16 protein-coding genes are annotated in these 12,916 nt (G+C 52.9%); all 16 read right to left on the bottom strand.

The window, feature by feature from the left end; all coding sequences use genetic code 11:
• Nucleotides 1-4: 4 nt before the first annotated feature.
• The 16 genes from QY332_17520 to nirK all read right to left on the bottom strand — a co-directional run bounded on the left by QY332_17520 (nucleotide 5) and on the right by nirK (nucleotide 12,891).
• Nucleotides 5-583, bottom strand: coding sequence for a hypothetical protein (locus QY332_17520; GenBank protein ID WKZ35414.1), 579 nt, complete (start codon nucleotides 581-583; stop codon nucleotides 5-7).
• Between the two features lie 50 nt (nucleotides 584-633).
• Nucleotides 634-1,917: an aminopeptidase gene (locus QY332_17515; protein WKZ35413.1), complete on the bottom strand. Its 1,284-nt coding sequence runs from the start codon at nucleotides 1,915-1,917 to the stop codon at nucleotides 634-636.
• Between the two features lie 7 nt (nucleotides 1,918-1,924).
• Entirely contained in the window at nucleotides 1,925-2,182 is a 258-nt protein-coding gene (locus tag QY332_17510) for a hypothetical protein (protein WKZ35412.1), read from the bottom strand.
• Nucleotides 2,183-2,792: 610 nt separating this feature from the next.
• Nucleotides 2,793-3,026, bottom strand: coding sequence for a hypothetical protein (locus QY332_17505; GenBank protein ID WKZ35411.1), 234 nt, complete (start codon nucleotides 3,024-3,026; stop codon nucleotides 2,793-2,795).
• 352 nt (nucleotides 3,027-3,378) lie between these two features.
• On the bottom strand, nucleotides 3,379-3,600 hold the full coding sequence (locus tag QY332_17500; protein ID WKZ35410.1) for a hypothetical protein: 222 nt from the start codon (nucleotides 3,598-3,600) through the stop codon (nucleotides 3,379-3,381).
• 2 nt (nucleotides 3,601-3,602) lie between these two features.
• On the bottom strand, nucleotides 3,603-3,839 hold the full coding sequence (locus QY332_17495) for a hypothetical protein (GenBank protein ID WKZ35409.1): 237 nt from the start codon (nucleotides 3,837-3,839) through the stop codon (nucleotides 3,603-3,605).
• A gap of 57 nt (nucleotides 3,840-3,896) precedes the next feature.
• Nucleotides 3,897-4,709: a class I SAM-dependent methyltransferase gene (locus QY332_17490; protein ID WKZ35408.1), complete on the bottom strand. Its 813-nt coding sequence runs from the start codon at nucleotides 4,707-4,709 to the stop codon at nucleotides 3,897-3,899.
• Between the two features lie 163 nt (nucleotides 4,710-4,872).
• Nucleotides 4,873-5,325 carry a PIN domain-containing protein gene (locus QY332_17485; GenBank protein WKZ35407.1) on the bottom strand — a complete coding sequence of 151 codons (453 nt, stop codon included), beginning with the start codon at nucleotides 5,323-5,325 and terminating at the stop codon, nucleotides 4,873-4,875.
• Nucleotides 5,301-5,555, bottom strand: a complete 255-nt coding sequence (locus QY332_17480) for an AbrB/MazE/SpoVT family DNA-binding domain-containing protein (GenBank protein ID WKZ35406.1) — start codon at nucleotides 5,553-5,555, stop codon at nucleotides 5,301-5,303. Before QY332_17480 ends, QY332_17485 begins: the two co-directional genes overlap by 25 nt.
• 147 nt (nucleotides 5,556-5,702) lie before the next feature.
• Nucleotides 5,703-6,284: a hypothetical protein gene (locus QY332_17475; GenBank protein WKZ35405.1), complete on the bottom strand. Its 582-nt coding sequence runs from the start codon at nucleotides 6,282-6,284 to the stop codon at nucleotides 5,703-5,705.
• A gap of 37 nt (nucleotides 6,285-6,321) precedes the next feature.
• A protein-coding gene (locus tag QY332_17470; protein WKZ35404.1) for an IS5 family transposase occupies nucleotides 6,322-7,139 on the bottom strand; the annotation gives its coding sequence in 2 pieces (ribosomal slippage) (nucleotides 6,322-6,758 and nucleotides 6,758-7,139; 819 coding nt in all).
• Between the two features lie 18 nt (nucleotides 7,140-7,157).
• Nucleotides 7,158-7,586, bottom strand: a complete 429-nt coding sequence (locus tag QY332_17465) for a hypothetical protein (protein WKZ35403.1) — start codon at nucleotides 7,584-7,586, stop codon at nucleotides 7,158-7,160.
• Between the two features lie 41 nt (nucleotides 7,587-7,627).
• Complete coding sequence (locus QY332_17460) at nucleotides 7,628-9,967, bottom strand: ATP-dependent helicase (GenBank protein ID WKZ35402.1); 2,340 nt, start codon at nucleotides 9,965-9,967, stop codon at nucleotides 7,628-7,630.
• A 343-nt stretch (nucleotides 9,968-10,310) separates the two neighbouring features.
• Complete coding sequence (gene tnpA, locus QY332_17455) at nucleotides 10,311-10,721, bottom strand: IS200/IS605 family transposase (protein WKZ35401.1); 411 nt, start codon at nucleotides 10,719-10,721, stop codon at nucleotides 10,311-10,313.
• Between the two features lie 150 nt (nucleotides 10,722-10,871).
• Nucleotides 10,872-11,096: a hypothetical protein gene (locus QY332_17450; protein WKZ35400.1), complete on the bottom strand. Its 225-nt coding sequence runs from the start codon at nucleotides 11,094-11,096 to the stop codon at nucleotides 10,872-10,874.
• Nucleotides 11,097-11,103: 7 nt separating this feature from the next.
• Entirely contained in the window at nucleotides 11,104-12,891 is a 1,788-nt protein-coding gene (nirK, locus tag QY332_17445; GenBank protein ID WKZ35399.1) for a copper-containing nitrite reductase, read from the bottom strand.
• Nucleotides 12,892-12,916: the final 25 nt, after the last annotated feature.

Genomic DNA, 12,916 nt, shown 5'->3' with positions numbered 1-12,916 from the left:
TGTCCTAGCGGTCGTCCACGAGCAGACGTTTGTACAATCTCCATTGGGCGATCCAGCCGAGCAGGAAACTTGCGCCGACGATCAACCAGCTGACCAGGCCGGTCTCACCGAGGGAAGACAGGAGAAAATAAACCGCCGCGCCGGTTGTTAGCGAACTGAGCATTGCAACTTCGATGGCGATCAGGTTTGCGATGCTGCGCGGTTTGTCCGTCGGCGGGATGGTGCTTCTTCGCCACTTGAAGGCGGGTTCGATCTCGCGGTTGTGTTTGATGTAAAAATCCTTGATCCTGTTCATGGCTTCCACTGATTCGTGCCACGCGGCGCGCAGCCTTGCAAGCTGGGAGATGGTCAGGGCGCCCATCAAGGTCAACACCGTGAACAGGATGAAGAATGCGATGGAGATGTTTTTTTGCTGCGGCTCGAACTGCGTGCCCAGGATTGCGGCCACAAAGGAGCCCACTGTGACGAAGTAAAAGGAGGTAAAGCGCGAGCGGTCTTCATTGGCCTGGAACGCGGTTTCTGCGATGTAATTGAATTCCGCCTTGAGAATTTCATCCTTGTTCGGTTTTGGTTTGGAGGGCATGCTGTTCTCCTTTCAAAAAAGGTCCTGCGTTCAGCAAGACCTTGATTTGTTTAGGCTTCAAACGCCCATTCGCCATGACGCATGACGGGTTCGCGGCTGCCGTCTTTGGTGATGCCGTCTATGTCCATTTGCGGGGAGCCGATCATGAAATCCACATGGTTGAGGCTGACGTTGCCTCCAGCGGCGGTGAATTCCTCGTCGTTCAACTCAGTTCCACCCGTAAGAGTGAAGCGGTAGGCGCGTCCGATGGCGATGTGGCAGGAGGCGTTCTCGTCGAAGAGCGTGTTGTAGAAGAGATGTCCGCGTTGACCGATGGGGGAGGAGGCAGGCACCAGCGCGACTTCGCCGAGGCGCTGCGAGCCTTCGTCGGTATCCACCAGTTTTTGCAGGGCGGCTTCGCCTTTCCTTGCGGTGACCCTAGTGATGCGCCCGTTTTCAAAATGGACCTGAAAATCTTCGATCAATGTGCCGCCATAACTCAATGGGAAGGTGGCGGAGATTACGCCGTCGGCGCGGTCCCGGTCGGGCAGGGTGAAGACTTCTTCGGTGGGCATGTTGGCGGTGAAGGCGATGCCGTTCTGCGCCAGGGACTGCGCGCTGATCCACAGATGACCGCTGGGCAAGCCGAGCGTGAAGTCGGTGCCAGATTCCTTGCCCGCAAGGGGTGCCGTGCGATAATGCAAGCCGGTATATTGTTTGGATTGCAAATAAAGAGCGCGTTTGCGCAGGTTGACGATGTGTGTCTCCCACGCGGCGATGGGATCGGGCTGGTCGATTCTCGTTGTTTCAAAGATGGCTTGCCAGAGTTTTTCCTGTGCTTTTTCGACGGGGAGATCGGGGAAGATTTTCTGCGCCCAGGCTTCGCCTGCGGCGGCGACCACACACCAGTTGACCGCGTTGGTGGTTACTTTCTCGCTGATGGGACTCCAATTTTTCAAATGTGTATTTTGCATCCTGCCGACGATTTCCGGGTCCAGACCACCGAGCAGGTCGGGGTTGGAACCTGCGATGGAGAGCAGGGCGTCGCCGTTCTCGATCATCTCGGTAATGGCCTGGATCTGCCATTTTGGATAAACGTCAAAGGAATCTGCAGGTGCGTTTTGCACACGAATGCGAAGCATTTCTTCGTCCGCGAAAATGGCATCCACATATTTCGCGCCGACGGCATACGCCGCTTTGGCGATCTCGCGCACCAGCGGCGCGAATTGATGCGGCACGCCGCGCGTGGCTCCCAGCGTGATGATAAGCCGCTGTCCGGCGCGGATATTCAAACCGACTTTGACGATGGCTTCGGCGTATTTTGCCAGCATTGCCTGATGCGTGTTCCCGGTCATGTTGTCCTCAATTGTTTGGAATGTGCCAAGTATAGCATGGATGCCGGTATGAATTGGCATCCTTCGGGCTGCTGTCCTCAAAGGTTAAGCGGCCATCGACAAAGACGGCCAGCTGTTGGCCGCTGCCAGGTTGGAAGCCCCGACTTTTATCAATGCTGATGCTGACATTGAATTTGATATCGTTGATTTCGTCAGGTTGCCACCAAGCGCTGCCCGTCCAATTGCCCAGCAGCGGTTCGAGATCTTCGCCATTACCAACTTCCATGAGTTCAGTTTCGGCCGGTTTGTAGAAGTAATCATAAGCCAGGCAGCCAATACCCTCCTGAAATTAAACATCGCGTTTGAAATTTAACAACCATCGCACAGAAAAGAAATCAACTCCATGCGCTCTTCCTTGGGAGCCCCACAGGGGTGCTGCGCGAAGGGGCAAACCGACATGCCGATCAATCGTCACCATCGGGGCGAGGTTCCATATAACGGTCGATGACGCCCGTCAGCGTCACAGGCAGGTGGAAGTGACCGCTTACATGCCCGCGTAAGAAACAAAACTCGGAGATTGTGAAGTCTCCAAGTTTTCAATATTCGTGGCTTTTTCTCATGCGGTGACCAATGCCCGCTCAACTTCGACAGGCAATTCTAAAACCCCCTTGCAGAATTTGGGAAGGGCGGGGGAAAGGTCGCATTCCCCATCCGATCCGAGACCGTTTATCGTTTTCCACTTATGCTATGCGGGGCGTTTTCCTTTTTTCACTACCGTCCCCGGGACGCTGTTCTTGCGGGCTTCCTGTTTCACCCTGCGATTGTGTTTTGCGATCCCTTTGGAGGGGCGCTTTGGTTTTTTCTTATCCGGTATTGCATTCATGGGTACTGCTCCTTTACCTGCTGTTATTGTTTTTTGATTCGTATTCCGCCCAGAGATTTCCGATCTCCTCCCTGGCTTTCTGGCGGGTGTATCCGTATTTGACCTGGAGCATGGTGACGAATTTATCGAACTTAACCTCGGCTTTGTCCACTTTGACAAGGTCGTACTCGACCATCAGGTCCCATCTGGCGTTGATCTCGCCGCGGAGCAAGCTCCATTTTTCCTCGAACATGGCTTTATTCATCATGTGGTTCTCCTTGGGACAGCGCTGTTTATGAAAGGGAGTTATCGTGATTTCGTTTTCAAGCGGCGCGGTCCGTTTCCCCGGGACATGCAAAACAAAATTTTCAAACTCAACGTCAGGTTTCATTGTACTACGTACTGCGGATAATGGTGGAGTTCGCCCCGACGATCTCGATTTTGGTGGGAAAACGGTCTCGCGGACCGTACGGCCTGAGACCGTTTGTCACACCTGCCCTGGCGGGTTTTGCCAGGGTTTGACCCCTCCCTAACCCTCCCCGAACGGGGAGGGAACAAAGCCTTCACGCAACAAGCCCCCTTCCCATCCCGAGACCGTTTGTCAGCGTGTCAAACTATGTTTACGCAGTGACCAATGCCCGCTCAACTTCGACAGGCAATTCTAAAAAGACGAAATGACTATTGTGATATAGATAATCTTCGCCGCTTTCGTCAACCACGCGCACAAAATCATCCTTTTCTGCGCGTTCATCGGGAATGATTTCATAGATTTTGCGCGGAATCAGAGAGGCTTCGTAATCCGTATTGTTTACGCAAAGTGCATATCTTTTTTTTGTGTTCATTGTCATTCATCCAGATATTGCTTGATCTTCATGTCTTTTCGACCAATTCCGTGTGCTTCATACCAGTGAAGCTCCACGCGGCGGATCTCTCCATTCGGGATTTTGACGCTGGCAATGCCTTTCAACTTACGCCATCTCCCGCGTCCATGGACTTTTTGCAAATAAGCAAGAACGCGGATACTCGAGCCAACAGCAATGGTTTCAATGGCTTCAATGTTCCCGATGATCTCGAAATCCATAGACACAGTTTAACACGATGAGAAATTGACCGCAATGCCGTTTTACATTTCAACAATTCATCGCACACCCCGCGCCGCCCACGCGCGTGCTGTCAGAGAAATCGAACCATCGGGATTGTGAGGCAGCCCCGCGCGGATTCGTTCGCGCAGTGCGACATGGCCTTCTTCGCTTAACGACATCGCATAACCTGGCGCCGGTCCCTGCCCCGCGAGAAACGGTGACCAGTAATCGTCAAAGTCGCGGAAAATCGTAGGGACTTCAATCGGGCGGACTTCCACATTGCGCAGTCCAGTCGATTCAAAGAGCCGCTTCAATGCGTCGGGATGGCAGATGGGAAAACGCGGACCTTCATCATGTTCAGTCGCCTTGGGATCCAATGCAATCGCCGCGTCGAAGAAGTGACGGATAAACTGCATCCCCTCTGCATAATCCCAAACATAGACCGCGGCAACGCCACCCACTCGTGTAACTCGAGTCATTTCAGCAAGTGCGCGCTCAGGGTGAGGAATGAAATTGAGAACGAGACCTGAGACAACAGCGTCGAACGTCCCGTCGCCATCCGTCAGCGCTTCGGCATCACCGACCTCAAACTGGACATAGTCATCCCGCACATGTTCCCTCGCAAAGTTGACAAAGCCCTCCGAGCGGTCGATTCCTTTGATCCGAGCAGGTTCAGTAAATTGAAGAACCGTTTGGCTGAGCGCGCCTGTGCCGCAGCCCACATCCAGCCATCCACCGCCCGCAGGGACAGCCAGCCACTTGATAAACTCACGCGCTACGCGGCGGCTCCAGCGCCCCATGTACTCTTCATACAAGTCCCCGTTCGCCCAGTTATCTTTTGGTTTCTTTGAATTCGCCTTGTCATCCATACGATACTCCTAAAGTAAAGGACTCAACGACACTTGAAATGATTTTACACCACCATAAAATAAAACGGTCTCGCGGACAGTACATCCCGAGACCGTTTTGTCATCTGAAGGGAAGAAGCCAAATTCATCGCGCAAGAAGCTCCCTGCCGAGACCGTTTTTCATTTATTCAAGAAAATCATTCATCACAATGACATCAATCACGTCCTCAAGTTTTGACAAACGCTTGTCATTTGTCAAAAACGCGTTTGCGCCATAAGAGATACTTGCCGCCACCTGTAACGCATCGGGCGGAGAGGCTTTGTATTTTGCCCGAAGTTGCGCCGCGGCACGCGCTACATTTCGATCCACATCCACAATGGACAGGTTTGGAAAATGAACGAGCACCGCTTCATATTCACGCGCCACCATTTCATTCTCTAACTGCCACGGGCGGACAGTGATTTCCATTAACGTGATCGTGGATGTCACGCCCTGCCATTTGCCTTTCTCAATTCCATTGATGGTGATTTGAGCAAGCGGAGCATAACGCGGATTGTTCTCAAGAAAATAAATGAAAACGGGCGTATCCAGCCCGATGACTTTTGCTTTGGTTAGCCGTTTGCTGAATTCGTCCATGCGTCACGCTCCCCGTCAAGATACTTCTGGAGGTCAACACCCTTCCAGATTTCACTGTGCAAACCTTGAAGGTAATTGGTGTAGCGTTTGGGTTCGGGAATCAAAACGATGACACCATCCTGCACATCCACAAGCAGACGGTCGCCTTTTTTGATGTTCAATTTTTTTCGCGCAATTTGCGGAACGGCGATCTGATACTTCGCACTAACTTTGACAGAGGTGGTAGCCATAAAATCTCCTTGCTAAGCAAATTTCTGTTTCTGCTAAGCATTTTACCACAACAAAAACGGTCTCGTGGACAGTACATCCCGAGACCGTTTTGTCATTTTCCAGAAAAATACCCCTCGCCAAGAAATCCCAAAAATCCCATAGTAATGCTATTCTTCGTCAAGCTTGTCCGAATATCTTTGAGCATCATCCTCTAAATCTTCATACATCTCCTTACTCATGGGGTGGACTGTTTTGATATTGGGTTTGGAAATGTGAGATACAACTATTTGATCATCTTGTTTTATTGGCAAGTAATATAGAATACCATACTTAATATTGGACGCTTGCATAAGCGCCTCAAGTTGAGATATGGCAACATCATGATCGCGAATTTCTAAATCAGGATATATGCTCACCCGCTTTAACTCAAGTATTATTTTATTTTTGTCTAATTCTAAAACGAGATCAGGCCTGACAATTGTTGAACCAATTGAAATTGATGGCTCGATTGTTATGTGAAAATTGGGCTCGACAGCTGATAGGAAGGCTGTTATAGACCCAGTCAACTCTGCCCCTGATGATGCATCAAACTTTTTGATATTGGATTGTATTTCTCTTGAATATTGTTGTAGGATTGAGATGAGTTTTTCAACAGGCTTAAGTTTGTCAAAGTCAACGATGGCACCTCGAATGTCCTTGACCTTATTTAACATCTTATGCTTTTCGATATCAAAAGTTAATTTCTCCACAATTTGATCAATTAATATACTAGACCTCTTGCAAAAGTCAAATTGAGTTGAGTTCAAGGTTGTAAATAGCAGCAATCAGGTTGAAGCGCAAAGCAAATCTCTTTCTACGATTGCGATACCTCTCGCTCAAAATGCGAAACACTTTCAACTTACGGAATATATGCTCAATCACAATCCGTTTCCGTGCCAAGCTTCGATTGCTCTGTTTCTCTCGTTTCGTCAGAGCATGGTATTTGGATTTCTTGAAGGGTGTTTGACTGTTCTGATGAAACTCCATCAATCCTTGATAGCCCGCATCTGCCAGAATACGCAGATGTTCAGAGAACTCACAGGCATCGTCTTTGAACAGTTGGAAGTCGTGTTTGCTTCCATGACTAAAGGCGGTGGTTATGATTTGGGTACTTTTTCGATCAGCCATCACCTGCGCTTTTTGGGTGTGACGCTTCTTTTTGCCACTGTAATGCCGTTTTTGGCTTTTTTTGGACGTTCCACTGGCTGTTCGCTGACATCAACCAGCACTACCTCGAACACCGTGTCACTGGCTTGGAGTGCCTTTTTGCCAGGCAAACGAAACTTTTTTGAACGGACTAAGGCCTCCTCTACCTTGCGAATGGTGCGGCAAACGGTTGCTTCACTGACACCATAGGATTGCGCAATATGAAATTCTGTGCGATATTCTCGCCAGTACATCAAGGTCATCAACAACTGATCGGCTCGGCTCAGTTTTGGCGGTCTCCCGAAGTCTCGCAGCCCTTTCTCAATGACTGTGAGCATCTGCTCGAAGGTTTCGCGCTGGACGCCAGTTAGCCGTTTGAAGTCACTACCTTTGAGATGTGCGATTGTCTTATAGTTCATGTGCCTATTATGGCACACTTATGCAAGAGGTCTACTTACAAAAGCAGAAACGGAGATAATGGCAAGGAATGCCTCCTGTTCAGTGAAAAATAAGTTGTAATCGTGCGTTGACGGGTTTCTCCAACTTGCTCGGTAGTTAGTAAAAAGCTCCATGACTCTTTCTTTAAATACCTTATTTTTTGATAGATATTCCTCAATCTCAAATGGGGTTAATTTTTCGGGGTTCTTATTTTCAAGTATTTTATAAGCTTCTTTGAGAATCCCCTCGAAAGCATGGTTTGTCCTATAAATCACGTCTGTAAAAAGAAAGGTGTCTTTTTCTAATTTACCACGCAACAAATGCTTTTCAGCAGTTTCAATATGAAAAATAACTGACATAATCCCATCTGGTATTAACTCTTTTGGTAAAGCTTTTACTTTTTCAATGATATTCTTTAATATGTCCATATTTCCTCAAATCATATTATTTATCATAAACATAAATTGCTTTACTTTTTTGATTCCCACCACCCCATCAACTCACTCAACGCTAAACTTGGCGTCGCGTCGCCCTTGCGGCCTGAATTCCAGGTCACGATCAAATCGCGCTTCGCGCGCGTGATGCCGACGTACAGCAGGCGCAGGCGTTCGCGCGAGTAGTCTTCGCGCGAGGCGTGTGTGGCGGCGCCTTCCTCGTACCAGTCAAATTCGCCCGTCGAGAGCGAGGCCTTCAACTGCGCCAGCGCCTCGGCTTCGAGATTTAACCCGCTGCGAATAAACCACTTCTCCGAGATGTAACGGTCATACGGCTGGAGCGACGGGAAGTCATAGTTGTTCACGCTCAGCATGTACACGCGGTCCCATTCCAGTCCCTTGGCTTTGTGCATCGTCGTCACCACCACCTTGCCCTTGTGCGCGCCGGGGTCGAAGCCCGAATCGTCCGACGAGAAGCCGATGAAGCGGCGTTCGTTGCGGGCGATGACGCCGAGTTCGGCGGTCAGCTCGGGCAGGCGCCAGTCGGGATGGTCGTCCGCGGCTTGACGCAGCACGAGCGCGAGTTTGTGCGCCAGCGCCAAATCCGCCGCGTCGGTGAACAGTTCCTGCGCGAGGGTCAGGATCAACTGGTCGATGGGAAGCGTGACCGCATTCAGCCAACGGTTGACGATTACGCGGAACTCGCTCAATTCGCTGACGACCGCTTGCGCGTCCGCTTCGGACTCACTCAGAGTTGCCAACCAGTCATTATCTGGACTCGGCGCTACGAATTTTTCCGCTTCGCCGACCTTGCGCAACAAGGTGGATGCCGTGGCGAGGAGGGCTTTTCGTTCTGTCATTGCGAGACGATGCTCTTCCGTCGAAGCAATCTCTCCCTCGTCTGTTGGGGATTGCTTCGTCGGGTCTCGATACGCTTCGCTACTCGACCCTCCTCGCAACGACGTATCGTCACGCCAATCCCGTCTCCAGACCTGATAGGCGAGAGATAACTTCCTCGGCGAGGCGGGGTCTGCCAGATAGGCGATGACGTTGGCAATTGCACCCGCGGCGACGCGCGTCTTGTTGGTGCTGGCGAGGATGTCCACGTAGTCGATTTTGTGCTTCTTCAACGCCTCGATGACTTCAAATCCGCGTGTGTTGCGGGGGACCAGGATCGCAGCGGTGGCATTCTGATTATCTGGCAGCCACTTCTTCAACGAATTGACGACGGCTTCGATCTCCTCTTCGGGCGTGAACTTTTTGTCAATCAGGCGGATTCCCTCGGGGCCGGCGGGCGGATTTGGCTGGGGATCGTCGGGAGATGTCGGTTGGATGTGGGGAATGCTCAGGGCATCGCGGCAGGCGCGGGCGGGGTGGGAGGCGTTCGTCCAATCGATCAGATGATTCGCAAGATCGATGATCCCCTGTTGCGAGCGTCCGCTGACGGGCAGTTCATTGCGTGAATCCGCTTCGCTGGCGATGAAGTTCTTGAGCAGTTTTGGGTTGGCGGTGGTGAAGGTCTCGAAGATGGCCTGGTTGGGGTCGCCGACGCGCACCCAGTTTGTGGCAAGCAGGCGCAAAATGTTCTCCTGAATTTCGCTCGAGTCCTGCGCCTCATCTTCGAGGATGTAGGGGAAGCGGTATTGCAGGCGTGCGAGGTAATCGGGGTCCATTTGCAAAATTTTATACGCGAGCGCGATGAGGTCGTCGAAGTCCACTGCGCCGCGATAGCGCAATGCCTGCTGATATTTGTCGTAGATCCACGCGCCCATTTCCGCGAGGGGAAGAGGCGCGGGACTTGAATCGAGTTTGCGGCGCAGTTCTTCAGGTGTGAGCGTGAGATTTTTGCACGAACGAATGGACGCCAGCGCGAGGCTGTGGACGAGGTCGGGCAGCTGCTGGCGGCGCACCCAGTCGCGTTTCGAGTCGTCGAGGTCGGGGCTGAGATATTCGTCGAGTTGATTTTGGAAGGACGCCAGCCATGCATTCGCGGCTTCCCTGCGGATGAATTCGGATTCGCGTTCGTCCACGATCTGAAAGCGTTCCTCCAGCCCCGCCAAGGCGGGCTTCTCACGGACGATGTCATGCGCCAGCCCGTGCAGTGTGCGCACGCGATAGCCGAGGTGGGGGATCAGTCCGCGCTGTTCGACCATCCTGCCGATGCGCGCGGAGAAGTTGTCCACTGCCGAGTTGACGAGCGTGACGATCAGCACGTCCTGGTCGGGTTCGATCATGCCGCCGGTGATGATCTGCGCCGCCAGCGCGGAGAGGGTGAAGGTCTTCCCCGAACCCGGCACGGCGGAAATACCGAGTTTGCCCCCGCGATAGCGGAGGATGTCGGTTTGGGAGGGGCGGAGGGTGAAATTAGGTGTCATGTGTGGTGGTGTCAGGTTCCAACAAATTGATTGTACCTGTGAACCCGCACGGTGATTAACCACCGTGCTATTCGTACGAAGCCCGCTTCAGCGGGCTTTGTATGGGTAAGCGGGGACGTTTACGTCCGTGTGGGGGTGAGGCGCGGTGAATGTCCAGTGGACGGGATGTGTTCGGGCGGAGGTGTCGTGTGGTTTGACATTGTCCTGTTTCGATAGTCATCGCACGGTGATTAACCACCGTGCTATTCGTACGAAGCCCGTTTCAGCGGGCTAGGCGGCTTGAGCCGCCTTCGTAGGTGTAGCCCGACGGTTTATCGCCGGGCGGGCACACCATACCATGCAACTACGATTCATCCATCCACTCCATGGCTGCGATCAGCGTTCCGTCCGCGTGGTGCCCTTTCTGGTCATGGATATATCGTACCACCGCAGGCAGGTTTTTCTCTCCGAAAGACAGGACACCATATTCATCCTGCCAGTAAAACTCGAAATCAGGCTTGATGACATGGTTGACGAAGTGGGATGAATTCCCTTTTACGTCGCCGATGAATTTCGCAGGCGCGAGTTTCGGCGGAATGGACACGGCGAGATGCACATGGTCTTCGACACCGCCAAGGCCATGGACAAACCCGCCCATGTCCTTTGCTTTTGCGGCAATGGCGCGATACAACTCAGGCTCAAGAATGGGGGTGATCAAAGGCAGTCTGTTCTTGGTGCCCCAAACGAAGTGGTAGTAGAGCTTCCAATACGGCATACGCAATTATATAATACCCACGGTCACAAATTCCGCTTTCAAGCGGAATTTGTGACCGCGCTGGGTATAGCCCTGCGAAACCAAAACAGCCGCATTTTCCGCGGCTGTTTTGGTTTCGCATTATGTGTAGGGGCGACCCTTCAAAGAAGGTCAAGGCGTCTGGTTCCCGCTTGGCGGGTCGCCCTTGCTTAATTTCTTCACCACCATCTCGATTTCAAGCCCATAGTGCCGGCAAATTTCTTCGAGCGTGCAGAACTTGTTCATGGAACACCCGATGCAGTCCACCCGCAGGTCGAGCAGGGCGCGCGCTGTCAGCGGGGAGTAGGCTAACAGGTCAGCGACCAGCGTCGAGGGAGAAAGAGGCGGGCGTTCCATGGCGGGATTAGTGTCCACTGCCTTCGGTGATGGTGCCTTCGAAGATGTCCGGGTTGTCATCGCCTTCGACCATCAGGAAACCAGCCAGGCCGCGTTCGAGCCGTGAGAGGGCATGGTCAACCAGAATGTAGCGGCCGGGTACTTCGAGTTTGAATTCGACCATCGTCGCGCCTCCGGGCGGGACCAGTGTGGTCTGCACATCGGTCAACGGGTTGGAAGTCAGGGATGCCTGATCGTACACGCGGTCGAAAATTTCGCCGATGACGTGGAAGGACGATGTGAAGTTGGGTCCGCCGACGCCGAAGAAGATACGCACGGTCTCACCGACGTTGGCGTGCAGCATGTGCTCTTCGCTGGTCAGTCCCATGGACGCACCGTTGAAGATGAAGTATTCGGGGTTTTCATTGAGCAGTTTGTCAATGTCGTCGGTCAACATGCCGCTGGTGCCGAAGGGCTGGGCGGTGTACAGTTCGCCCTGCATCACGTAGAACTCGCGGTCAACGGGAGCGAGTCCGCCTTCGGGTTCGACCAGGATCAAGCCATACATGCCGTTGGCAATGTGGTGCGCGACCATCGGGGTGGCGCAGTGATAGACGTACAAGCCGGGGTTGAGCGCCTTGAAGGTGAACATGGTTTCCCCGCCGGGCATGGTCTGGGTGGCGACTGCGCCTCCGCCGGGACCCGTGGTTGCGTGGAAGTCAACCGAGTGCGCCATCATGCTGTCGGGCAGGTTCTTGAGGTGCACTTCCACCGTGTCGCCCACGCGCACGCGCAGGAACGGACCGGGGACCGTGCCGTTGAAGGTCCAGTAATTGAAGGTGGTGCCGTCCGCAAGGTTACCGACCACTTCCACGGTTTCCAGTTCGACGATCACTTTTTCAGGAGCGCGATTCCCGATGGGGGCGGGGATGTCGCTCGGGTCGCGGACGATGTCCACGGCATTTGCATCGGCTGGACCGGCGCTGACGGTTACCGTCTGCGGGCTGAGGCTGGCGTACCCACCACCGCTTGAGGGTTGTGCGATGGATATACCTGAACCGACGATGAATTTTCCAACCATGCCTGCCTGGATGTGGCCGGGAACGGCGCAGTAGTAATCGAATGTGCCTTCCTCGCTGGCGATAAATTCCACGGTGATGCTGTCGCCTCCCATGAAGTCCTTCGATTTGACGTTGAGTTCGTCAAGGTAGAAGTTGTGCATCGCGCCTTCGCCGCTGATCAGGTGGATTTTGACGGTATCGCCGAGACCGGCTTTCAAGTCGGGATTGACCTGTCCGTCAATTTCGCCGCCCTTGCCGACGAATACCATTTTGCCGTCCGCCAGATTGCTTTCAAGTGTGTATTCCGCGACCACACCCGTGGCTTGGACGTTGGCGGTTACAGACGCCGAAGCATCGCCCACCAGCAGGACGCCATTCATTCCAAGTTTCTTGTGGCGCGAGTCATGATATTCCAGCGCAACATCCTTTGCAGGGACGGTGAACGTGACAGAGGTGGTCTCGCCTTGCTTTGAGACCTTGCTGGAACTGACCCTCAAGTCAGGGAAGACGATGTCGTGGGTCCCCCAGCCGCTGTTGACCAGCATGATGGTGATGCGCTCGCCTTGTCTGGCACGCAGAACGGGGTTGACCACTCCGTTGATATCACCGTTCACGCCGACATAGACAAATTCACCGTCGCGCAGTTCCGTGGTCAGCACGTATTCGGTGTTTACGGGGACCTCCGATGACGGGATGCAGGCAGCCAGAACAGCGAGGATCAGGACTGCAATGGAAAGTGATTTTAAGGCTTTCATGGATATTCTCCTTGGTTTTTTATAA

Source organism: Anaerolineales bacterium (assembly GCA_030583885.1).
Lineage (GTDB): Bacteria > Chloroflexota > Anaerolineae > Anaerolineales > Villigracilaceae > Villigracilis.
Note: the sequence above shows the minus strand (reverse complement) of the source record. Positions and strands in the feature narration are given on the sequence as shown.

What these genes read in the sequence shown, in the direction of transcription:
- QY332_17450 (WKZ35400.1), bottom strand. Translation starts at nt 11,096, where the DNA reads ATGGAACGCCCGCCTCTTTCTCCCTCGACGCTGGTCGCTGACCTGTTA.
- QY332_17520 (WKZ35414.1), bottom strand. Translation starts at nt 583, where the DNA reads ATGCCCTCCAAACCAAAACCGAACAAGGATGAAATTCTCAAGGCGGAA.
- QY332_17510 (WKZ35412.1), bottom strand. Translation starts at nt 2,182, where the DNA reads ATGGAAGTTGGTAATGGCGAAGATCTCGAACCGCTGCTGGGCAATTGG.
- QY332_17460 (WKZ35402.1), bottom strand. Translation starts at nt 9,967, where the DNA reads ATGACACCTAATTTCACCCTCCGCCCCTCCCAAACCGACATCCTCCGC.
- QY332_17480 (WKZ35406.1), bottom strand. Translation starts at nt 5,555, where the DNA reads ATGGCTACCACCTCTGTCAAAGTTAGTGCGAAGTATCAGATCGCCGTT.
- QY332_17505 (WKZ35411.1), bottom strand. Translation starts at nt 3,026, where the DNA reads ATGATGAATAAAGCCATGTTCGAGGAAAAATGGAGCTTGCTCCGCGGC.
- QY332_17515 (WKZ35413.1), bottom strand. Translation starts at nt 1,917, where the DNA reads ATGACCGGGAACACGCATCAGGCAATGCTGGCAAAATACGCCGAAGCC.
- QY332_17500 (WKZ35410.1), bottom strand. Translation starts at nt 3,600, where the DNA reads ATGAACACAAAAAAAAGATATGCACTTTGCGTAAACAATACGGATTAC.
- nirK (WKZ35399.1), bottom strand. Translation starts at nt 12,891, where the DNA reads ATGAAAGCCTTAAAATCACTTTCCATTGCAGTCCTGATCCTCGCTGTT.
- QY332_17465 (WKZ35403.1), bottom strand. Translation starts at nt 7,586, where the DNA reads ATGGACATATTAAAGAATATCATTGAAAAAGTAAAAGCTTTACCAAAA.
- QY332_17490 (WKZ35408.1), bottom strand. Translation starts at nt 4,709, where the DNA reads ATGGATGACAAGGCGAATTCAAAGAAACCAAAAGATAACTGGGCGAAC.
- tnpA (WKZ35401.1), bottom strand. Translation starts at nt 10,721, where the DNA reads ATGCCGTATTGGAAGCTCTACTACCACTTCGTTTGGGGCACCAAGAAC.
- QY332_17485 (WKZ35407.1), bottom strand. Translation starts at nt 5,325, where the DNA reads ATGGACGAATTCAGCAAACGGCTAACCAAAGCAAAAGTCATCGGGCTG.
- QY332_17495 (WKZ35409.1), bottom strand. Translation starts at nt 3,839, where the DNA reads ATGGATTTCGAGATCATCGGGAACATTGAAGCCATTGAAACCATTGCT.